Origin of the sequence: Nocardia sp. NPDC057663 (assembly GCF_042799895.1) — a bacterium.
Classification (GTDB): domain Bacteria; phylum Actinomycetota; class Actinomycetes; order Mycobacteriales; family Mycobacteriaceae; genus Nocardia.
In genome coordinates this window covers 152,231-173,987 of record NZ_JBHVHX010000012.1, presented here as the reverse complement: position 1 = coordinate 173,987, position 21,757 = coordinate 152,231, and the positions used below count along the sequence as shown (strand labels likewise).

Sequence of the window (21,757 nt, the reverse complement as noted above, 5' to 3'; positions counted from 1 at the left end):
CTACGCCACGGCGCCTGACCGGCGGGACGGCCGCCGACGGCCGACTGCGTCGGCCTGCCCCTCCTCGGGTCGGGGCGTGCCGGCTGAGTTCGGCTCTCCGGTATTACGGCTTGTGCACCAGCACGCCGAAGATGGTGACCGAGATGTGGACGTCACCGCGATCGGCGCCGGCCTGCAGGTCGGCGACCAGTCGATCCCGCTCGGCGGCGGTGATCGTCCCGCGCAGCACGGCCAGCCCGGCGATCCGGCTGACCAGCGCGCCCGCGCCCACACTGCGGTCCTGCACCAGCGCGTGCGAGCCGATCTCGTCGACGACGAGTCCGGCATCGCTGAGCAGACCGGCCAGCCTGCGCCCGGACAGCGGGTTCGTGGTCGAGGAGATCAGGGTGTCGATCACGGCGCCGACCACCCGGGGATCGCCCGGGTGCACGATCGCTGTCTTCCAGTCGCTGTCGACCACCACCGCGCGGCCACCCGGCCGCAGCACCCTGGCGATCTCGGCCGCGGCGCGCGCGGGCGCGGTCAGATGCTGGAAAACCCGTTCACAGAGCACCGCGTCGAAGGTGTCGCTGCCGAACGGCAGGCCGTAGGCGTCACCGGTCGCGAAGGTCGCCGCCGAGCCGCGCTCCTCGGCCCGGCGCTTGGCCGAGGCGATCAGGTTCGGATCGGGTTCGACGCCGACAGCGGTGCCGGTGGGCCCGACGGCGTCGGCGAAGACGAACACCTCCGAGCCGGTACCGGATCCGATATCGAGGGCGCTCTCACCCGGCCGCAAGCCGAGCGCATCATGGCTCCAGGCCCGTAGCCTGCGCATCCCGGGCTGGGTGACCTCCAGGTCATGGGCGTCGATCAGTTGGTCCTGGCCCGCTTGATCGAAGCGGGCAGGGCGAGGGGTGTAGTCGGTCATACTTACCGCCATCGTGGGAGCCTCGGTCCTGGTCAGCATGGACTCAAAGGCTACTGGTGAACTGTGTCACGATGAATGTATGACTCGTACGCTGTGTCTGGCGCAGGACCCCGAGGCCGACGAACTTCTGAGCAGCGATGATTTCGCGTTGCTGCTGGGAATGCTGCTCGATCAGCAGTATCCGATGGAGCACGCGTTCCGGGGGCCGCGCAAACTCGCCGAGCGCATGGACGGATTCGATCTGCGCCGGATCGCCGAAGCCGATCCGGCGGAATTCGAGGAGCTCGCCGCGACGCCGCCTGCCATCCACCGCTACGGGCGGTCGATGGCGCGCCGCGCGCAGGCGCTGGCCCAGTACGTGATCGAGCACTACGACGGTGTACCGGCCAACATCTGGACCGAGGGCGATCCCGACGGCAAGGAGGTGCTGCGCCGGTTGCAGGACCTGCCCGGATTCGGCGCGCAGAAGGCGAAGATCTTCCTCGCGCTGCTCGGCAAGCAGCGTGACGTGCGTCCCGACGGCTGGCAGAAAGCGGCCGGATCCTATGGCGACGAAGGGTCGCGCCGCTCGGTCGCCGATGTCGTCGATGCCGAAACACTCGCCGAAGTAAGGGAATTCAAGAAACAGGCGAAAGCGGCCGCGAAGTCCGCCGGTACGAATTCCTGATTACGATCTGCCTGCGTTTTTCCCTCGTCACCAGCGTGGATTTGCTCGAAGCTTGCTTCTCGAACAGCTCCACGACAGATGAGGGATTGGCAGTTTTATGAAGATGAGGAAGCTCGCCGTGGTTGCGGCGCTCCTGACCATGGCAACCGGTGTTGCCACGGGCACCTCGGTCGCGGCGCCCGCCCCGCAGGCCGATGCTCCCGTCGGCTTCACCGCCCAGGAGGTCGACGGCAAGTCCGTCATCACCACCGACGCGGGTTCGCTGGTGGTCGAGGAAGGCGCGTTCAAGGTGAAGGCTGCCGACGGCACGACCGTCGCGGCCACTCCGCTGTCGTTCCGGCTCGACGAATTCGAGCTGCCGATCGCGGCCGAGATCGCGGGCAACACCGCGACGCTGACCCCGCAGCTCGACCCGGCCAAGGCGGTCTACAAGCCCGTCGCGCTGCCCTTCGAGGACAAGGCGCCGTTCAAGTCCGAGTACGACCGTGAGGTCGCGGCCTGGTCGCGGCTGACCTCCACCATCTCCACCGGTGCGGCGGTCGGCACTCTCGTCGGCGGTCTCGCCGGCGGTGCGGTGGGTTGCGTCCTGGGCGGTATCGTCGGCGCGACCGTGGCCTCGGCCACGATCATCGGCCTGTTCGGCCCGTTCCTGCCCGCTGCCGCCGTCGGTTGCATCGGTGGCATCTTGGCCATCGGCGCGCTCGGCACCCTGGCCGGTCAGATCTTCATCACCGCCCCCGTGGCGATCGGCGCCGCGATCCAGTACTTCACCACCATCAACGCACCCTTCACCGCCCCGGCCAAGTAGCCGGGCAACGCGCGAGCGCCCCATCCGGTCCGCCGGGTGGGGCGCTTTTTGCGCTCCGGTGCCAGGGGCGTTGACCTGGGGAAATGGTGTGCCGCGCGGCACAATCCGCCGGTTTGGCTTGGATGGGTCCGGGTTAGGTGTTAACTTGATTGTTATGTCCGGCAACCACCTCACCGCCAAGCGGGTCACCTATGTGACCGCCGCGCTGGGTCTGCGGTTGCCGTTGACGCGTGAACTTTGTCGTTCCTGATGCTGCAGCTGGGCCGTTTCCGGCTCACGAGCTGCCACGCCACACGTGTCGGCAATTCCGTTGGGACAACGGGATTTCAGCAAGGAACTTCATATGTCTACTCCCATCATCGATCGCCCCGTCGCTCGGGCGGGCGCCGGTCGTCCTCGGGTTTCCCGCCCCGTCGTCGCCCCTGAGCTGCGCCGCAGCGACAACCCCGCCGCTGCCGTGCTGCGGACCGCCGCCTCCGGCCCGGTCTCCCGCGACAATGCCGCGCGGGCAACAGGTCTGAGCATCGCGACCGTGAATCGGCAAGTGGCGTCGCTGCTTTCGGCGGGTCTGCTGCGTGAGCGTCCCGATCTGACCGCCGCAGGCGCGGTCGGGCGGCCCCGGGTGCCGTTCGAGATCGACCACGAGGCCTACCTGACGCTGGGTATCCACGTCGGTGCCGCCGCGACCAAGATCGTCGCGGCCGACCTGCGCGGACGCATTCTCGGCGGCCTCGCCATCGCGACACCGCAGACCGGGCAGGAATTCGCGGTCACCACCGTCGCGCGCAGCGCCAAGGCGTTCCTGCAGCGCTGGCATCGGCGGACACCGCTGTGGGCGGGCGTGGCCATCGGCGGGCGCGTCGATCCGCACGCCGGCGTGGTCGACCATCCCAAGCTGGAATGGAAGGGCGCGCCGATCGGGCAGGTCCTCGGCGATGTGCTGGAACTGCCGGTCTCGGTTGCGCCGCACGTCGAAGCGATGGCCGCCTCGGAACTGCTGCTGCCGACCTTCGACGCGCGCAGGCCCGAACCCGACACCGAACTGCCCGCCACCCAGCACGGCAGCAGCCTCTACTTCTACGTCCGCGAGACCGCGGGCATCGCCGTCACCCTCGACGGCCGGGTACACACCCCGAACAACGGCCCCGGCTCCATCGCACACCTGCCCACCGGCTCCGACGTGCAGTGCACCTGCGGTCGACGTGGCTGCTTGGAAGTGACCGTCGGCGACCGGGCCCTGCAGGCCCGCGCGGTCGGCCGCGGAATCATCCCGGCGCACAACGGAACCGCGGGCACCACCATCGCCGACCTCTACCGCGCCGCGGAATCCGGGTCCGAGGGCGCGCGCGAGCTGCTCGCGGAGCGGGCGACGATGCTCGGCCAGACCGTCGCCCTGGTCCGCGACATGCTCAACCCCGACCGGGTCGTGCTCGGCGGCCAGGCGTTCACCGGCTACCGCCCCGCGCTGCCGCACGTGGCGAGGGCGTTCACGCAGAGCACCCAGCTGCCACCCACCGACATCCGGATCAGCGGATTCGGCGGCAAGGTACAGGAGTTCGCCGCGGTGGTCACCTCACTGAGCGCGCTCTACGCCGACCCGCTCGCGGCCATCCGCCGGATCTGAGGACCTGGTACTGCGGATCGGGCCCGGCACCGGTCGTGGCCGAGCCCGAGCGGGACCCGGATGTGGGTCGGGTGCGCGATCGCACCGTCGACCGGGGTAAGAAACCGTCGCCGGGTGACACTAAAGGTGCATGATCGCTCATCCGATGCCACGGACCGGACCCGCGCGTGGGCTCGGGCTGCCGGACGATGTCCGGGATTGGCGCAAACGGTGGCTCGTGGTGTCGGGCTTCCCGGCGCGGTTGGCCGAGGCTGTCGTCGCCGATCCCGGGTTCGATTTGCATGCGTTGTTGCAGCTCGTCGACCAGGGCTGCGCACCGGAGCTGGCGGTGCGCATTCTCGCGCCGATGCCGGAGCGGGAGGCGCTACGGTGAGTACTGTGAACCCCGCGACCTCCGGCGTGGTGCATCCACAGACCGATGAGCAGTGGTTGGCCGATCTGGCCGACCGAGGTGCTGCCGGTCAGCACGCGGTGGAGCGGTTGCGCGAGGTTGCGCTGCGGGCCACCCGGCATCAGGTATGGCGGCTGCGTGGACTCCTGCCCGGCGTGGGCGCGGGCGATCTGGAGGACTTGGCGCAGCAATGTGCCAACGACGCTGTCGTCGCCGTACTCCGCCGGCTCCCGACGTTCCAGGGGCGAAGCCGCTTCACCACGTGGGTCTACAAGTTCGGGGTGCATCATGCGGGCGTGGCGGTGCGCAGGCAAGCGTGGCGGCACCGCGAGATCCTGCTACCGGACGCATGGGCCTCGTTCGCCGACCGGTCACCGACCCCGGACGCCGTGGTGGCCGGGTCCGAGCTCGCCCGCGCGATCGAAGGTGCGATCGCACGGGACCTGACCCCGCATCAGCGGCACATCCTGCTGGCGCTGGTGGTGGAGCAGGTGCCGATCGACGTGCTGGCCGATCGTTTGGGCAGCACCCGCAACGCCCTCTACAAGACACTGCACGATGCCCGCCGGAAGCTGCGCGCCTCCCTGATCGACAGCGGGCAGCTCGACGCGGGCCCCGAGCGGAGCATCTCATGACCGATCCGAATCTGGCCCTGACCGCCGAGATGATCGCCGGTCTGCTGGCTGACACCAGCCCGTATCTGTCCTGCGACGACTGCTTCGCGCGGATCGACGAGTATGTCGAGCGCTGCGGTGCGGACCCGCGCTACGAGGACCCGGCCATGCGGACTCACCTGGCCGGGTGCGGTGCGTGCGCCGAAGAGGCGCAAGCCCTCCGTGAACTGATCGACCAGCAGTCGCAGCAAGAAAAGTAGGCCCGCAGGTAAGACCTGCGCCGCGGCGGTCACTAACAGTGTGACCCGGTTCGGGTCGGCAATCAGTTCCCGCATCGGCCTTCGAGGAGCAACAGATGACTGTGCACACCGATCGAAACCAGCACGCGCCCTCCACCACCGACCCCGGCTACCAAGCGTTCTGGGCTTTGCGGCTCGGTTTCGGCGTCCTGCCCATCCTGTTCGGGCTCGACAAGTTCGCCAACATCCTCACCGAGGATTGGACCCGCTACCTCGCCCCGGTCGTCAACGACCTCGTGCCGGGTGATGCGCAGACCGCGATGAACATGGTCGGCGTCATCGAAATCATCGCAGGCATCGCGGTGCTCGTGTTCCCGCGCCTGGGTGCGCCGCTCGTGGCCGCTTGGCTCGGCGGCATCATCATCAACCTGTTGCTCGTCGGCGGCTACGGCGACATCGCCCTGCGCGACTTCGGCCTGATGGCCGCAGCGCTGGTCCTGACCCGCCTGGCCTGGGCCTACCCGAACGGCCTGCCTACCCGGAAACCCTGAAATCTCCGCTTGGTGCGGCGCCCCCGGAGCTTGCTACCGGGGGTTGAACGCGCCTTCCAGGGCGGTGATGAAGAAGGGGAACTGGCCGGCGAAGCGGTGCAGGTTGCGGTCGCGGTCGTAACCGGCGAACCAGTACAGGCCGGGCTGGGAGTCGGCCGACGGGTCCATGTCGCGGAAGGCGCGGATCCAGTTGTCGGCCCGGCCGCTGATCACCGTGTACGGCAGGGCGCGGGAGAAGACGGTCTCCTGGTCGATCGGCGGGATCTGCTCGCGGGCAACGGTGTCCAGGCCGCGTTGCATGGCCCGGACCCGCCCGGCAACGGTGTCGCCGAGGGTGGTCCTGGTCGGCAGGTAGTTGGGCAGCAGCACCGCCGCGACACCGGCCAGGGCGATGGCGACGCCCACCAGCGCGTGCCCGGAGGTCAGCGCGAGGGCGACCGTGGCGATCACACCGAGCGCGATCAGGGCGATGCCGATCCAGCGGGGGAGCGCGCGCTGCTTCGGGTCGGCGAAGGCGCCGGTGGCGACCGCGTCGGCGCGCATGGCCGCGCGGACCGGGTCGAGCTGCATACGGCCGGGTGCGCGGAGTTCGCGGACGGCGACGGTGTCGGTGCCCTCGGGCAGCAGCATGTCGTAGACGACGCGCTCGTAGTCGCGCAGCTGGTCGTCGGGTGCGTTGACCCGGCTGATCCGCCAGTCGTCCTCGCCGCGCGCGTTCACCGGCGTGATCCACAGGTAGCGCCGGACGGCGAGATCGACGACGGTCGCGGCGATGTCGACCGGGTCGACGTGCTCGTCGAGCAACAGTCCCGCCTCGCCGGGCAGCACGCCGTCGGGCGAGGTGAAGTCCACCCGGCCGCCCTGCTGGACAAGGGGATCGAACGCATCGCTGCCCGCGAGCGCCGCGGCGGCCCGCTTCCTGGCCAGCAGCACATAGGCGATCATGCCTGCCAGTGCCAGCAGCAGCGCGCCGAAGGCGGCGAACACGGGCGCGGTGAAGGCGAAGAACCCGTTCGAATCGCCGCCGCGCACATCGGCATTGGCGGGCACGGTGCCGGGCGGCAGCTGCAGAGTGAGATCGATCGCGTCACCTTTGCGCAGATCGCGCTGGCTCAGGTACAGCACGCCGTCGGGTTCGGTGTGCACATCGGCGCACGGTTTGGCATTGCCGGCGGGGCCGAGTTTGCAGTCGACGATGCCCATTTGATAGCTGGGGCTGATCACCGAGACGTCGAGCGCGGCGATATCGGCATTGAGCACGCCGAGCCAGTGGAACACCTGGGTGCCCGGTGCGTCGGAGACGGTGTTGTGCAGCGAGTAGGTGAACTTGGATTCACCCGGCTTCGCTTCGACGACGAACTGATCGTCGACCGTGGTCGCGGTGCCCGCGCCGCTCGCGGTGACGTCGGTGACCTTGAAAACTCGTTCGACGTCGTCACCGACCTTGAGGCGCAACGGAAGTGCCATCGTGAAATTGCCGTCGGCGGGCACCCCGACCGTCTCGGTGACTTCGAGCACACCGGCTTCGGTCAGCGTGAGGTCGGCGGTGATGGTGACGCCGATCGGCGCGGGCTCCGTGTGGGCTACCGGCGCGGCCGCGAGCAGACCCGCCGAAGCGAGCAGCAGCGCGCCTGCGGCGCCCCCCCGAAAAGTCAGCATGGCTGCTTACTCTAGACAGCTTGCTATCCTGCGTCAGCGGCTGTCGGCGACGAACTAGACGAGGGGGTACGGGGGACGTGACCCAACCACCATACGGTTATGGCCCGGTCGGCCCAGGTGGACGACCTGTTCCGCCACCCCCTGGCTATGGCCAGCCACCGGGATATCGGCCGCAGCCCGGATACGGCCCGCCCGGTTATCAACAGCCCCAGGGTTATCCACAGGGTTACGCACCACGGCAGGGCTACGGCCCGCCGTCGGGCTACCGTCCGCCGCCGATGCCCTACGGCCCGCCCGGCCGCCCGACCCCGCCGCCGCGTAAACGCCGCGGCGGCCTGACCTCGCTGCTGCTGGTGATCGTCTTCCTGGTGGTCGGCGGCCTGGTGAAGTTCGCCGTCAACACCGGAATCGACGTCGGGATCGGCGCCATCGGCCCGAAGCCGAGCACCACCTACGAGCCGCAGCCCGGCACCGCACCGGCAGCGACCAGCGACAATCCGCTGCTCACCGACGCGGACGGCACCCTGGTTCCGGCTTCCTGCGACTACGCGCCGTGGAGCACCCAGGTCGACAAGGCGCGCGCGTTCTTCGAATCCGCCGCGCGCTGCCTGGAATCGGCGTGGAAACCGCTGCTGGCCGAGAACAATCTGCCGTTCGAGTCGCCGACGCTGAGCGTCACCGCGACCACCGCGGGCATCACCACCCCGTGCACCGGTTCGACGAGCAACTTCGCCGCCTTCTACTGCGCCGCGAACAAGACCATCTACATGCCGATCAGCCAGCTGCAGACCGACCAGTTCCGTGACAACTGGGTCGTGTACCTGTCGGTCTTCGCGCACGAGTACGGCCACCACGTGCAGGCCCAGTCGGGCATCCTGCGCAAGGCCAACAGCGAACGCGTCGACGCGGGCGCCCGCTCGCCCAAGGGCCTGGAGCTCTCGCGCCGAGTCGAGTTGCAGGCCAACTGCTTCGACGGCATGTTCATCGCCTCGTCGAAGGGCGGCGGTTCACTGTCCGCCGCGCAGGTCACCGTCGCCACCAAGGATTCCTATGGCCGCGGTGACGGGCCCGGTGACATGCGCGATCACGGCACCTCCGAGCACGGTGGACAGTGGTTCGAGACCGGTCTCGACCGCAACCTCACCGCCCAGTGCAATACCTTTACGGCAGCCGCCGGCGAAGTGAGCTAGAACCGGATTACTGATCACGCGAGCACATGGGTAACTCACCGGGCACCAGCCAACTCACCCCGCATCACACCGCGTGCCGCCAACGCTGATCCCACCGCACCTCAGTCCGGCCGAGAACCGCGGAGAGGCGGCTCAGCCGCCGTAGTGGCCTTCGCCGAAGCGGCGAGGTGAACTGCCGTGTACGCCTTCCGCATACGCGGTTTCGGCGTGCAGGGCGAAGTCGATACCTGCGGTTTCGTCTTCTTTGCTGACTCGGAAGCCGATGAGCTTGTCGATGCCCTTGCCGATCGCGAACGACACCGTGAACGCGTAGGCGGCGACCACCAGGACCGCGACGAGCTGCTTGCCGAGCTGGGTGATACCGCCGCCGTAGAGCAGACCGTTCACGCCGCCGGTCATCACCTCGGTGGCGAGCAGGCCGATCAGGATCGTGCCGACGATGCCGCCGACGAAGTGCACGCCGACCACGTCGAGCGAATCGTCATAGCCCGCCTTGTGTTTCCAGCCGACCGCGAACGAACACACGATGCCGGCGGCGAGACCGACGATCACCGCACCGAGCGTGTTGATCACGCCGCAGGACGGGGTGATCGCGACCAGACCGGCTACCGCGCCCGAAGCCGCGCCGAAGGTAGTAGGCCTGCCGTCACGGATCTGCTCGACGATCAGCCAGCCGAGCATGCCGAGGCTGCCCGCGACGAGGGTGTTGAGGAAGACCGCGGCCGCGGTGCCGGTGGCGCCGAGTGCGGAACCGGCGTTGAAGCCGAACCAGCCGAACCACAGCAGACCGGCGCCGAGCAGCACGAACGGCAGGTTGTGTGGGCGCATCGCGTCGATGTTGAAGCCGATGCGCGGGCCGAGCACCAGGGCAAGGGCCAAGGCCGAAGCGCCGGAGGCGATCTCCACCACCAGGCCGCCCGCGTAGTCGAGCGCGCCGAAATCGAGCAGCCAGCCGTCGGGTCCCCACACCCAGTGCGCGATCGGCGCGTACACCGCCAGCGTCCACAGCGGGACGAAGACCATCCAGCCCGCGAACTTGGCGCGGTCGGCGATCGCGCCGGAGACCAGGGCTGCGGTGAGGATCGCGAAGGTCAGCTGGAAGGTGACGAACAGCAGTTCCGGGATCGTGCCGCGCACGGAGTCGGGATTGATCCCGGCCAGGCCCGCGTGCTCGAGGTTGCCGATGAGGCCGCCGCCGGCATCGTCACCGAAGGCCAGGCTGTACCCGGCCACCAGCCACACGACGGTGACCAGCGGGATCGCGATGAAGCTCATCATCAGCATGTTCAGCACGCCGGTGGAGCGCACCATCCCGCCGTAGAAGACGGCCAGCGCCGGCGTCATCAACAGCACCATGGCGGTAGCCGCGAGTAGCCAGGCGGTGGCCGCAGGATCGATCGTTGCGGGCACGGTAACTCCTTCCACGCGTAATTGCGTTGCAAGGAAATTACCGAATGCTCACCGCGTGCGCTGGTGTCGGCCGGGTTCTAGCCGCGGTTTTCCTTCGCCAGCGCCCTGGTGCCGCGCTTGCCGGGAACGGGCAGGTCATCGCCGTCGGCGAGCCATTCGGCGGTGATCAGCCAGCGCCGCTGGGCGTGCGCGTCGGCCACGTCGAAGAAGATCCGCCTGCCGCGGTCGTCGCGCACATCGCGGGCGAGGGCGGCCCAGCCCGGCGGCCTGCCCCGCTCGGTGGTGTGCTCGACGACGTAACCCGCGACCAGCTTGCCGATCATGTTGACCGGTTTCTGCGACACGCGGTTGCCGTACTTGGTGGTGTGCCAGCGGCGGGCCGGGCACAGCGAACCGGGGTTCGCGTTGGAGGCGATCCAGCCCGCGCGCTGCGCCCGCTCGATCAGCCACAGATGCTTGACCGCCGAGGGCGCGATCGCGCCGACCCGCTCGGCGATGAGCTCGGTGACCTCGGCGTCGGCGAGGATGTCGCGCCTGGTGGGGCCGATGCCGTGCGCGGACCAGTGCGCGGCGGCGAGCCTGGCCAGGATGCGGCCGAACTCGTCGATGCTGCGCTGCGCGCGCCTGCCGAGGCGTTCGATCCGCTCGGCCTCACGGCGCATCTCGTTCTGCGCGGTGAGGGTGCGGATCGCCGCCATCGTCGGCACCTGCCCGCGTTCGAGCAGTTGCAGGATGGCCGCGGCGGTCGCCGGGTCCGCCGCGGCGGCGACGGGCAGCGAATCGCGTTTGATGTCGAAGTCCTGGGGGCTGATCGCCCGGCTCAGCAGCCCGACAGCGGCGTGGTCGCCGGCGAAGTCGGTGTGGGCGAGCCAGGCGGTTGCGATGTCATCACACGACAGCACGGTGAAACGTTCCTCCGGTCGGCGGTGGGGGAGCGATACGGTGCGCGAAGGTTGTGCCCCGGCCGGGATGAGGGACCGGCCGGGGTCACCAACCTGATGAAGGTTTGGCCACCGAAGTTGCCGAGACCCACGGTAGCTAGTGGCTTGCGTCACTGTCACGACCATTGATTGTTTCGTTACTTCCAGAAAGTGCCGCTCAATCGGGGATTGAGTACGGATTCCGGCCGCAACCAGGATCGACCGCCGATCCAGGACGGATTCGCCGCGCGGCGGGCAGTCGTTAGCTCGGTCGTTGCGCCTGGCCGACTGGCTTTGCCCGCCTTGTCCCAACCTGTACACGGACTGTGATTCATGTCACAGTTTTGCGGCGGGCTCGGGGAGATGTAGCGACGCGTCGGCCGCTCATCCACCTGTCGGTGGGCGGCGGTAGCCTGTGGGCCGTGGCTCTGTACCGGAAGTATCGACCGGCGACGTTCGCTGAGGTAGTGGGTCAGGAGCATGTCACCGACCCGCTGAGTACGGCGCTGGATACCGGGCGGATCAGCCATGCGTATCTGTTCTCCGGTCCGCGCGGCTGCGGTAAGACCTCCTCCGCGCGTATCCTCGCGCGCTCGCTGAACTGTGTCGACGGCCCGACCTCGACGCCGTGCGGGGTCTGCGCCTCCTGCGTGGCGCTCGGCCCCGGCGGTGCGGGCAATCTCGACGTCATCGAGCTCGACGCGGCCAGTCACGGTGGTGTCGACGACACCCGTGAGCTGCGTGATCGCGCCTTCTACGCACCCGCTGAGTCGCGCTATCGCGTGTTCATCGTCGACGAGGCGCACATGGTCACCACGGCGGGCTTCAACGCGCTGCTCAAGATCGTCGAGGAGCCGCCCGCCCACCTGATCTTCATCTTCGCGACCACCGAGCCGGACAAGGTGCTGCCGACCATCCGTTCGCGCACGCACCACTATCCGTTCCGGCTGCTACCGCCCGCCACCATGCGCGGCCTGCTCGGCAAGATCTGCGAGCAGGAGCACGTGCCGGTGGAGGAGTCGGTGTATCCGCTGGTCATCCGGGCCGGTGGTGGTTCGCCGCGAGACAGTCTGAGCGTGCTCGACCAGCTGCTGGCCGGCGCCGGGCCCGACGGCGTCACCTATCCGCGCGCGGTCTCGCTGCTCGGCGTCACCGATGTGGCATTGATCGACGACGCGATCGACGCACTGGCCGTCGACGACGGCGCCGCGCTGTTCCGCACGATCGACAGCGTCATGGAGGCAGGTCACGACCCGCGCCGCTTCGCCGTCGACCTGCTCGAACGCCTGCGCGACCTGATCCTGCTGCGCGCGGTCCCCGACGCCGCCGAGCGCGGCCTGGTCTCCGGCCCCGGCGACGTCCTGGAGCGCATGCGCGACCAGGCCGAACGCCTCGGCCCAGCCACCCTCACCCGCTACGCCGAACTCCTGCACGAGGGCCTCGGCGAAATGCGCGGCGCCACCGCCCCCCGCCTCCTGCTCGAGGTAATCTGCGCCCGCATGCTGCTGCCCTCGGTCTCCGACACCGAGTCGGCGACGTTGCAGCGACTGGAACGCCTGGAACGTGGATTCGCAGGCGGTGCCGTCCCCGCCGCCCCCGCGCGCCCCGGCCCCGCCGCCGGTGCACCGCCCGCCGAGCGTGCGTCCGCACCGGCTGAGCGTCCGGTCGCACCCGCCGCAGGTGGGGAGACTCGCCGCCGCGGCGCGGAACTTCTCGCTGCTGCCCGCGCCGAAAAGGAAGCGGCCGCAGGCGGACCGGGATCGCCCGCGCCGACCCGTCAACAACCTGCGGCTGTGGCAGGCACCCCGGCTGCCGCAGTCGAGCCTGCTGCGCAGGCTGCGGCGACCCCGCCTGCGCAGCGAGACGTGCCGCCCGCGCATCAGAACGTGCTGGGTTCGCAGCAGGGCGCGCCGTTCGCGCAGTCGAACCAGCCGGGTGCCCAGCAGAACCTGCAGGGTTCGCAGCAGGGCTCGTCTGTCGAGCAGCAGAGCCCGCCTGTCGGGCAGCAGAGCCCGCCTGTCGGGCAGCAGAGCCCGCCTGTCGGGCAGCAGAGCTCGGCTGCCACGCAGCAGAACCCCCGGGGCGCGCAACAGAATCCGCCGACGGCTCAGCCGGTGCGCGGGGCTGCCGCACAGCCTGTCGACGGCGTGGCATCGGAAAACTCTGTCTCTCAGGCATCTTCGGCAGAAGCGGGAGTCGGTCCTGCGGGTGACGCGGTGTCGTCTGCCGGGCGGTCGATCGACTTCCAGGAGCAGCTGGCCGATGCCGCCGCCCCGGCTAGCCCGGACGCCGGGTCGGCGACAGGCGACACGGCCGTGTCCGCGTCGCGAGTTGCCGATCCGGGCACCCAGCCATCTGGCGAAACGTACGCCAGTGGCTCGGAAAACCCAGCTCCGTCTCCATCCACTGGCCGACCGGCGCCCGCCGCCGCGCAGGCACCCTCGGCTCCTCAGGGAGCTGCCGGCTCGCAGGCGGTCGGGGCCACGGCGGCTTCGGAAGCGGCTGCCACTTCGCAGGCAGCTGCCGCGTCGGGGATGGCAGGGGCTTCCCAGTCAGCTTCGGCCTCGCAAGCGGCAGGAGCCCCGCAGACACCCGCCGCCCCGCAGGCACCCGCCGCCCCGCAGGCGGCTGTGACCCCGCAGGTACCCGCCGCTCCGGCGGAGGATCTCGTCGCTCTGGTCGACGGGGCGTGGGCGGAGATCAAGGGGAAGGTGCGGGAGTTCGGGCCGACGTTGCAGGCGTTGTTGTCGGGGGCGGCGGTGTCGCGGGCCGAGGGTGACGTGATCGTGTTCGCGCATCAGAGTGCGCCGTTGGCGCAGCGACTGTCCGATCCGCGCAATATCGAGGCGGTGCGGTCGGCAGTGCGCGCGGTGCTCGGGCGGGAGCTGGATGTGCGCTGGGAGACGGGGGCGCCCGCGCCGCGTCCGGCGGCGAAGGCGGCGGGCGCTCCGGCGCGTGGTGCGGGTCAGGGTGAGGCCAAGCCGGCCGGGCGGCCGAAGTTCTCCCGGCCGAGTCAGGCCAACGGCAATCAGGCTGGTGCGTCGAGTCAGGCCAAGCCGACGTCCGACGACGACATCCCGCCGCCCGACTTCCCCGACCTACCCGACGACCCGGGCCCCGACGAGGGTTACGGGCCGGATTCGGGCCGCTCCGGTGGCGATTCCGGGCGTGGCACCAGGCCGGGTGACGCGGTGCTGGCGCCGCCGACGCCGGAAGAGGAGCAGGAGATGCTGGCCGCCGCCGCGGTGCCGGTGGCGCCCGGCGATCGGCAGGACCCGGACGAGGTCGCTCTGGCGTTGCTGCGCAACGAGCTCGGAGCGAAGAGTCTGGATGGTTGACAGCCACCCGCCGGACCGCGTTAAGTTAACCGGAGTTCGCACACCACGGTAGTATGAACGGGTGGCCGGAAACACCGGATGAGCATAGTTCTATGCTCCGCTGGTGCTTGCCGGGATTTGTACGGCGTCAGGACGGATGGTCGTGGCGTTCGTGCGGCCACCGCACCCCAAGGAAGGAAACACTCCGATATGACCACAGAGGCCTACATCTACGAGGCCATCCGCACTCCGCGCGGCCGCGGCAAGAAGAACGGCTCGCTGCACTCGGTCAAGCCGATCGATCTGACTGTTGGTCTGATCCAGGAGCTGCGTGGCCGCTTCCCCAACCTCGACGAGGACCAGATCTCGGACCTCATCCTCGGTGTCGTCACCCCCGTCGGTGACCAGGGCATGGACATCGCCCGCACCGCGGCCACCATCGCGGGCCTGCCCGACACCGTCGGTGGCTTCCAGCTCAACCGCTTCTGTGCTTCCGGCCTCGAGGCTGTGAACCTGGCTGCGCAGAAGGTTCGCTCCGGCTTCGACGACCTCGTCATCGCCGGTGGCGTCGAGTCGATGTCGCGCGTGCCGATGGGCTCCGACGGCGGCCCCTGGGCGCTGGACCCGGCCACCAACTACGACGGCTACTTCGTGCCGCAGGGCATCTCGGCCGACCTGATCGCCACCATCGAGGGCTTCTCCCGCGATGACGTCGACGCCTACGCCGTGCGCTCGCAGGAGCTGGCCGCCGCGGCGACCACCGGCGGCTACTTCGCCAAGTCGATCGTTCCGGTCAAGGACCAGAACGGCCTCGTCGTGCTCGACAACGACGAGCACATGCGTCCCGGCACCACCGCCGCCGACCTGGGCAAGCTGAACCCCTCCTTCGCCGGCATCGGTGAGATGGGTGGCTTCGACGCCGTCGCGCTGCAGAAGTTCACCTACATCGAGAAGATCAACCACGTCCACCACGGTGGCAACAGCTCGGGCATCGTCGACGGCGCCGCCCTGCTGCTGATCGGCAACGAGGAGGCCGGCAAGGCCTCGGGTCTGACCCCCCGCGCCCGCGTCGTCGCGACCGCCACCTCCGGTGCCGACTCCACCATCATGCTGACCGGCCCGACCCCGGCCGCGAAGAAGGCCCTGGCCAAGGCCGGCCTGACGATCGAGGACATGGACCTCGTCGAGATCAACGAGGCGTTCGCCTCCGTGGTGCTGAAGTTCCAGAAGGACCTGAACGTCCCGGACGAGAAGCTGAACGTCAACGGCGGCGCGATCGCGATGGGTCACCCGCTGGGTGCCACCGGCGCGATGATCACCGGCACGGTGCTCGACGAGCTGGAGCGTCGCAACGCGCGCTACGGCCTGATCACCCTGTGCATCGGCGGCGGCATGGGCGTTGCCACCATCATCGAGCGCGTCTGAGCTCCGGCCGACTTTCACTTCTCATAGGAGAGAACGAAAAACTATGACTGACAACATCATCGGCTGGGAGAAGGACGCCGACGGCGTGGTCGTCCTCACCATCGACGACCCCAGCCAGGGCGCCAACACCATGAACGACGCGTACCTCGCGTCGATGAACGCCACCGTGGACCGCCTGGAGGCGGAGAAGGACGACATCACCGGTGTCATCCTCACCTCGGGCAAGAAGACCTTCTTCGCCGGCGGCGATCTGAAGAACATGATGAAGGTCGGCCCGGACAACGCGGCCGAGGTCGTCAAGATGGTCACCGACGTCAAGGCCCCGCTGCGTCGCCTCGAGCAGCTCGGCAAGCCGGTCGTCGCCGCCATCAACGGCGCTGCCCTCGGTGGCGGCCTGGAGATCGCGCTGGCGACCCACTACCGCGTCGCGGCCGACGTCAAGGGCTCGGCCATCGGCCTGCCCGAGGTCTCCCTGGGCCTGCTGCCCGGTGGCGGCGGCGTGACCCGCACCGTGCGCATGCTCGGCCTGCAGAACGCGCTGATGCAGGTGCTGCTGCAGGGTCAGCGTCACCGCGTCACCAAGGCCAAGGAAATCGGCCTGATCGACGAGGTTGTCGCCACCGTCGAGGAGCTCGTCCCCGCCGCCAAGGCGTGGATCGCGGCCAACCCCGAGGCTGCGCAGCCGTGGGACAAGAAGGGCTACCGGATCCCCGGCGGCACCCCGTCCACCCCGGCCTTCGCGGCGAACCTGCCCGCGTTCCCGGCCAACCTGCGCAAGCAGATCAAGGGCACCAACATGCCCGCCCCGCGCGCCATCATGGCCGCGGCGGTCGAGGGCGCGCAGGTCGACATCGACAACGCGCTGACCATCGAGGGCCGTTACTTCACGAGCCTGCTGACCGGCCCGGTCGCGAAGAACATGATCCAGGCGTTCTTCTTCGACCTGAACCACATCAACGGTGGCGGCTCGCGTCCGTCCGTCGCGGATGTGCCGAAGCGTGAGATCAAGAAGATCGGTGTCATCGGCGCCGGCATGATGGGCGCGGGCATCGCCTACGTCTCGGCCAAGGCCGGCTACGAGGTCGTCCTCAAGGACGTCAAGATCGAGGCTGCCGTCAAGGGCAAGGGCTACGCGGAGGCCATCGAGGCCAAGGCGCTCTCGCGTGGCAAGACCACCCAGGAGAAGTCCGACGCGCTGCTGGCTCGCATCACCCCGACCGCGGACGCCGCCGACTTCAAGGGCGTCGACTTCGTGATCGAGGCCGTGTTCGAGAACCCCGAGCTCAAGAACAAGGTCTTCCAGGAGATCGAGGACATCGTCGACGTCGATGCCCTGCTCGGCTCGAACACCTCGACCCTGCCGATCACCCTGCTCTCGGAGGGCGTCAAGCGCTCCGAGGACTTCATCGGTATCCACTTCTTCTCCCCCGTGGACAAGATGCCGCTGGTGGAGATCATCAAGGGCAAGAACACCTCCGACGAGGCGCTGGCCCGGGTGTACGACTACACCCTCGCCATCAAGAAGACCCCGATCGTCGTCAACGACAGCCGTGGCTTCTTCACCTCGCGCGTGATCGGTACCTTCATCAACGAGGCCATCTCCATGGTCGCCGAGGGTGTCGACCCGGCCACCATCGAGCAGGCGGGCCTGCAGGCCGGCTACCCGGCCGCGCCGCTGAAGCTGTCGGACGAGCTGAACTTCACCACCATGCAGAAGATCTACAAGGAGACCTCCGAGGCCATCCTTGCTGCCGGTGGCGAGCTCAACGCCGCGTCCGCGAAGACCGCCGAGGTCATCAACAAGATGGTCGACGAGCAGGGTCGCACCGGCAAGCTGGGCGGCGCGGGCTTCTACGACTACGTCGACGGCAAGGCCACGGGCCTGTGGGACGAGCTGCGCTCGATCTACAACTCGCAGCGTGAGCTCCCGGAGGGTGTCACCTTCCAGGACCTCAAGGACCGCATGATGTTCGCCGAGGCCATCGAGACCCAGAAGTGCTTCGACGAAGGCGTGCTCACCAGCACCGCCGACGCGAACATCGGCTCGATCTTCGGCATCGGCTTCCCGGCTTGGTCGGGTGGCTCGCACCAGTTCATCGTCGGCTACCCCGGTGGCCAGGAGGCCTTCGTGGCCCGCGCCGACGAGCTGGCGAAGAAGTTCGGCTCGCGCTTCGAGGTCCCGGCCTCCCTGCGCAAGTAAGTCGGTAGTTCCCGGTTTCGGCCGGTAAGGAAGCCCGTCACCGGATTCGGTGGCGGGCTTCCGCCGTTCGCGCTCAGTTGGTGCCGTCGCCGAGCGAGAAGTACTCGGCCTGGCGGGGGCGCGCGGCCATGGCGAGGACGGCGGCCACCTCGTCGACGGCGTCGGTCAGCGGTGCGATGGTGACGCGCACCGCCTCGGGGTGTCCGCGATCGGCGGCGAAGAACGGTCCGCCCGGTGCGACCCGAATGCCGTTGGCCGCCAGGTGGACCAGGGCGCTGCGCTCGTCGGCGACGGGTAGCCACGCGTTGAGGCCCTGGCCGTCCGCGACCCGCACACCGTGGGCGCCGAGCGCGGTGACCAGGGCCCGGCGCCGGGCCTGGTACTGGTCGCGAGCGAATTCGACAGTGCGGGTGACGGTCTCGTCGCGCAGCATCTCGTGCAGGAGTCGCTGCAGGATGCGCGGTGTCCAGCCGGGGCCGAGTACCCGGGTGGCGACGATCCGGTCGATGACCTCCTCCGGGCCCGACAGCGCCGCGATCCGCAGATCCGGCCCGTGCGATTTGGAGTAGCTGCGCACGTGCAGCACCTGGTCGGGCAGCCAGCGCCCGAGACTGACATCGGGAGCAGGCACCACCGGACCGGAGTGGTCGTCCTCGATGACCATGCACCGGTGTTCGCCGCGACGCAGGATGTCGGCCAGTTCCGCGGCGCGGTCGGCGCTCATCGACGCGCCGGTCGGGTTCTGCGCACGCGGTTGCAGGACTGCCGCGGTGGCCCCGGTAGCCAGTGCGCGGGCGAATTCGGTGGGTAGCAGCCCCTGTTCGTCCATGCCGACCGGGACGGTCTCGGCGCCGATCGAGTCGAGGTAGTCGAGGATGTACGGGAAGGTGGGGTCCTCCACGATCACCCGGTCGCCGAAGCGGACGACCGCCTGCAGACTGCGGGCGACGGCGTCCATGGCCCCGTCGACCACGGTGAGCGCTCCGGACTTGGTCGGCCAGTCGGCCTGCAGTAGCCGACCGAGCTCGGGTACCACCGGCGCCTGGTGGTAGTCGGTGGTCTCGGCACCGGTGGCCAGCCTGGACAGGATCGTGCCGATCTCGGGGAGCAGCAGCGGGTCGGGGGTGCCCAGCGAGAGGTCGAGCCGCGCCGAGGTGGCGCCCTTGGTCATACCGTCGGTGCGGGAGGTGGGCCGTGGGCGGTGTCCGCCCTCGGCGACGAAGGTGCCGCTGCGCCCCCGGGCAACGACGAGCCCAGCCTGGGCCAGTGCCCGCCAGCCGTGGCTGACGGTCGCCGGACTCACGCCCAGACGGCTTGACAGCTCCCGCACCGTCGGCAGCCGATCACCCGGACGCAGCACTCCGCTGGTGATCAGGCGGGCGATGGCTCCGGCGATCCCGGCAGGCGTCGGGTCATCGATCTGAATCCGGTCGTTCATTTCCACTTCTCGATCTCGATGCGAGATTTACACTTCCGGCACTGACTGAAATATTCAGGAAATGTTTACCGTCGAAGATAACATAACCAACTTCGGTAGGAGATCGACAGGTGACGACAATCAAGGCAGCCATCACCCAGGCCACGTGGACCGGCGACAAGAAGTCGATGCTCACCAAGCACGAGGGCTTCGTCGAGGAGGCCGGGGCCGCTGGAGTGCAGGTCATCTGCTTCCAGGAACTGTTCTACGGGCCGTATTTCGGCAATGTGCAGGACAAGAAGTACTACGAATACGCCGAATCGGTGCCGGGCCCGACGACGGAGCGTTTCGCCGAACTGGCGCGGGCGCATCAGATGGTGATCGTGCTCCCGGTGTACGAGGAAGATCAGCCAGGGGTGCTGTACAACACCGCGGCGGTGATCGACGCCGACGGCAGCTACCTGGGCAAATACCGCAAGCACCACATTCCGCACCTGCCGGGTTTCTGGGAGAAGTTCTACTTCCGCCCCGGCAATCTCGGCTATCCGGTGTTCGACACCGCGGTCGGCAAGATCGGCGTCTACATCTGCTACGACCGTCATTTCCCGGAGGGCTGGCGCGCCTACGGACTCGGCGGCGCCGAACTGGTGTTCAACCCCTCGGCCACCAAACCCGGTCTGTCCAACCGGCTCTGGGAACTCGAACAGCCGGCCGCCGCCGCGGCGAACCAGTACTTCGTCGCCGCGAACAACCGGATCGGCACCGAGACAGCCGAATTCGGCGACGACGCGGTGACCTTCTACGGCAGTTCGTATTTCGTCGATCCGCGCGGCAACTTCGTCGGCGATATCGCCTCCACCGGCACCGACGAGCTGGTAATCCGCGACATCGACCTGGATGTGGTGCGCGAAGTGCGCGGAGACTGGCAGTTCTACCGCGACCGCCGCCCCGATTCCTACGACGCCATCGTGGCGCCCTGAGTACGGGAGGGTAAGCATGGCAACGACTTTGATCACCGGCGGAACCGTCGTCTCCGCCACCGGGCGTGGCGCGGCCGACGTGCTGGTCGACGGTGAACGCATCGTCGCGCTGCTCGAACCCGGCAGCACCGTGCTCGGCGCGAACCTCGCCGAGACCGTCGACACGGTCGTCGACGCGAGCGGCAAGTACGTCATCCCCGGCGGTATCGACGCGCACACGCACATGTCGATGCCGTTCGGCGGCACCACAGCCGCAGACGACTTCGAGACCGGCACCAGGGCCGCCGCCTGGGGCGGCACCACCATGATCATCGACTTCGCGGTGCAGAAGTTCGGTGAGCGGGTGCCGGAGAGCCTGCAGACCTGGCACGAGATGGCCGCCGGGCAGTGCGCCGTCGACTACTCGTTCCACCAGATCATCGGCGAGGTGAACAAGGAGTCGCTGGCGGAGCTGCGGCGTCTGCCCGACGAGGGCATCACCAGCTACAAGCTGTTCATGGCCTACCCCGGCGTGTTCTACAGCGACGACGCGCAGATCCTGCGGGCCATGCAGACCGGCGCCGACACCGGGCTGCTCACCATGATGCACGCCGAGAACGGTCCGGCCATCGACGTGCTCGTCGAACAGCTGCTCGCCCAGGGCAAGACCGATCCGTACTACCACGGAGTGGCCAGGGCCTGGCAGCTGGAGGAGGAGGCCACGCACCGCGCGATCATGCTCGCCGACCTCACCGGCGCGCCGCTGTACGTGGTGCACGTCTCGGCGAAACAGGCGGTGGCGCAGCTGGCCGCGGCCCGCGATCGTGGCCGCAACGTCTTCGGCGAGACCTGTCCGCAGTATCTGTATCTCTCGCTGGAGGACAACCTCGGCGCGCCGGGCTTCGAAGGCGCGAAATGGGTGTGCTCGACGCCGCTGCGCTCGCGGGAGGAGGACCACCAGAACCAGGTGTGGCAGGCGTTGCGCACCAACGACCTGCAGATGGTGTCCACCGATCACTGCCCGTTCTGCATGAAGGGGCAGAAGGACATGGGGATCGGTGATTTCTCCAAGATTCCCAACGGGATCGGCTCGGTGGAGCACAGGATGGACCTGATGTATCAGGGCGTGGTGGACGGCCGGATCACCCTGGAGCGCTGGGTCGAGATCACCTCGACCACCCCGGCCCGGATGTTCGGCCTCTACGGCCGCAAGGGCGTTCTCGCCCCTGGCGCCGATGCCGACATCGTGGTCTACGACCCGAACGGCCACACCTCTATCGGGATGGGCAAGACCCACCACATGAACATGGACCACTCGGCCTGGGAGGGCTACGAGATCGACGGTCACGTCGACGTGGTGCTCTCACGCGGCAAGGTCCTGGTGGCCGACGGCGAATATCGGGGCCGAAAGGGCGACGGGAAGTTCGTGCGCCGTGACCCGTGTCAGTACCTGATCTGA

Annotated in this window: 18 protein-coding genes; 13 read left to right on the top strand and 5 right to left on the bottom strand. The window is 68.7% G+C overall.

Annotated elements, in window-relative coordinates:
- Window positions 1-103: 103 nt before the first annotated feature.
- On the bottom strand, window positions 104-907 hold the full coding sequence (locus tag ACFVAV_RS23890) for a methyltransferase domain-containing protein (protein ID WP_379037373.1): 804 nt from the start codon (window positions 905-907) through the stop codon (window positions 104-106).
- A gap of 79 nt (window positions 908-986) precedes the next feature.
- Between ACFVAV_RS23890 and ACFVAV_RS23885 the strand changes: the two genes are divergently transcribed.
- From ACFVAV_RS23885 to ACFVAV_RS23855, 7 genes are all read left to right on the top strand, one after another.
- Window positions 987-1,574, top strand: coding sequence for an HhH-GPD-type base excision DNA repair protein (locus tag ACFVAV_RS23885; protein ID WP_379037371.1), 588 nt, complete (start codon window positions 987-989; stop codon window positions 1,572-1,574).
- A 97-nt stretch (window positions 1,575-1,671) separates the two neighbouring features.
- A complete protein-coding gene (locus ACFVAV_RS23880; RefSeq protein WP_379037370.1) occupies window positions 1,672-2,382 on the top strand; it encodes a hypothetical protein in 711 nt (236 codons plus the stop codon).
- A 343-nt stretch (window positions 2,383-2,725) separates the two neighbouring features.
- Window positions 2,726-4,006 (top strand): ROK family protein, encoded by a 1,281-nt coding sequence (locus tag ACFVAV_RS23875; RefSeq protein ID WP_379037368.1) that lies wholly within the window; start codon window positions 2,726-2,728, stop codon window positions 4,004-4,006.
- A 130-nt stretch (window positions 4,007-4,136) separates the two neighbouring features.
- A complete protein-coding gene (locus tag ACFVAV_RS23870; protein WP_379037366.1) occupies window positions 4,137-4,379 on the top strand; it encodes a hypothetical protein in 243 nt (80 codons plus the stop codon).
- Window positions 4,376-5,032 (top strand): RNA polymerase sigma factor, encoded by a 657-nt coding sequence (locus tag ACFVAV_RS23865; RefSeq protein WP_379037364.1) that lies wholly within the window; start codon window positions 4,376-4,378, stop codon window positions 5,030-5,032. Before ACFVAV_RS23870 ends, ACFVAV_RS23865 begins: the two co-directional genes overlap by 4 nt.
- Entirely contained in the window at window positions 5,029-5,271 is a 243-nt protein-coding gene (locus ACFVAV_RS23860; protein WP_379037363.1) for a hypothetical protein, read from the top strand. Before ACFVAV_RS23865 ends, ACFVAV_RS23860 begins: the two co-directional genes overlap by 4 nt.
- A 95-nt stretch (window positions 5,272-5,366) precedes the next feature.
- Window positions 5,367-5,801, top strand: a complete 435-nt coding sequence (locus ACFVAV_RS23855; RefSeq protein ID WP_379037362.1) for a hypothetical protein — start codon at window positions 5,367-5,369, stop codon at window positions 5,799-5,801.
- A gap of 33 nt (window positions 5,802-5,834) precedes the next feature.
- On the opposite strand, the gene ACFVAV_RS23850 is transcribed toward ACFVAV_RS23855, so the two are convergent.
- Complete coding sequence (locus ACFVAV_RS23850) at window positions 5,835-7,460, bottom strand: DUF2207 family protein (RefSeq protein ID WP_379037361.1); 1,626 nt, start codon at window positions 7,458-7,460, stop codon at window positions 5,835-5,837.
- Between the two features lie 278 nt (window positions 7,461-7,738).
- Between ACFVAV_RS23850 and ACFVAV_RS23845 the strand changes: the two genes are divergently transcribed.
- Window positions 7,739-8,650: a neutral zinc metallopeptidase gene (locus tag ACFVAV_RS23845; protein ID WP_379037360.1), complete on the top strand. Its 912-nt coding sequence runs from the start codon at window positions 7,739-7,741 to the stop codon at window positions 8,648-8,650.
- Window positions 8,651-8,782: 132 nt separating this feature from the next.
- On the opposite strand, the gene ACFVAV_RS23840 is transcribed toward ACFVAV_RS23845, so the two are convergent.
- Complete coding sequence (locus ACFVAV_RS23840; protein ID WP_379037359.1) at window positions 8,783-10,060, bottom strand: ammonium transporter; 1,278 nt, start codon at window positions 10,058-10,060, stop codon at window positions 8,783-8,785.
- 77 nt (window positions 10,061-10,137) lie between these two features.
- Window positions 10,138-10,962: a hypothetical protein gene (locus ACFVAV_RS23835; RefSeq protein WP_379037358.1), complete on the bottom strand. Its 825-nt coding sequence runs from the start codon at window positions 10,960-10,962 to the stop codon at window positions 10,138-10,140.
- Window positions 10,963-11,402: 440 nt separating this feature from the next.
- Here ACFVAV_RS23835 and ACFVAV_RS23830 point away from each other — a divergent pair, with 440 nt between their 5' ends.
- The 3 genes from ACFVAV_RS23830 (at window position 11,403) to ACFVAV_RS23820 (ending at window position 17,922) form a co-directional block, all read left to right on the top strand.
- Entirely contained in the window at window positions 11,403-14,318 is a 2,916-nt protein-coding gene (locus ACFVAV_RS23830) for a DNA polymerase III subunit gamma and tau (RefSeq protein ID WP_379037357.1), read from the top strand.
- Between the two features lie 189 nt (window positions 14,319-14,507).
- On the top strand, window positions 14,508-15,722 hold the full coding sequence (locus ACFVAV_RS23825) for an acetyl-CoA C-acetyltransferase (protein WP_379037356.1): 1,215 nt from the start codon (window positions 14,508-14,510) through the stop codon (window positions 15,720-15,722).
- A gap of 43 nt (window positions 15,723-15,765) precedes the next feature.
- Window positions 15,766-17,922, top strand: coding sequence for a 3-hydroxyacyl-CoA dehydrogenase NAD-binding domain-containing protein (locus ACFVAV_RS23820; RefSeq protein WP_379037355.1), 2,157 nt, complete (start codon window positions 15,766-15,768; stop codon window positions 17,920-17,922).
- A gap of 73 nt (window positions 17,923-17,995) precedes the next feature.
- Here the strand turns inward: ACFVAV_RS23820 and ACFVAV_RS23815 are convergent, their stop codons facing one another.
- Entirely contained in the window at window positions 17,996-19,360 is a 1,365-nt protein-coding gene (locus ACFVAV_RS23815; RefSeq protein ID WP_379037353.1) for a PLP-dependent aminotransferase family protein, read from the bottom strand.
- A gap of 110 nt (window positions 19,361-19,470) precedes the next feature.
- On the opposite strand from ACFVAV_RS23815, the gene ACFVAV_RS23810 reads away from it, so the two are divergent.
- Both ACFVAV_RS23810 and hydA read left to right on the top strand, forming a co-directional pair.
- Entirely contained in the window at window positions 19,471-20,319 is an 849-nt protein-coding gene (locus ACFVAV_RS23810; protein WP_379037352.1) for a nitrilase-related carbon-nitrogen hydrolase, read from the top strand.
- Between the two features lie 16 nt (window positions 20,320-20,335).
- Window positions 20,336-21,757 (top strand): dihydropyrimidinase, encoded by a 1,422-nt coding sequence (hydA, locus tag ACFVAV_RS23805; protein ID WP_379037351.1) that lies wholly within the window; start codon window positions 20,336-20,338, stop codon window positions 21,755-21,757.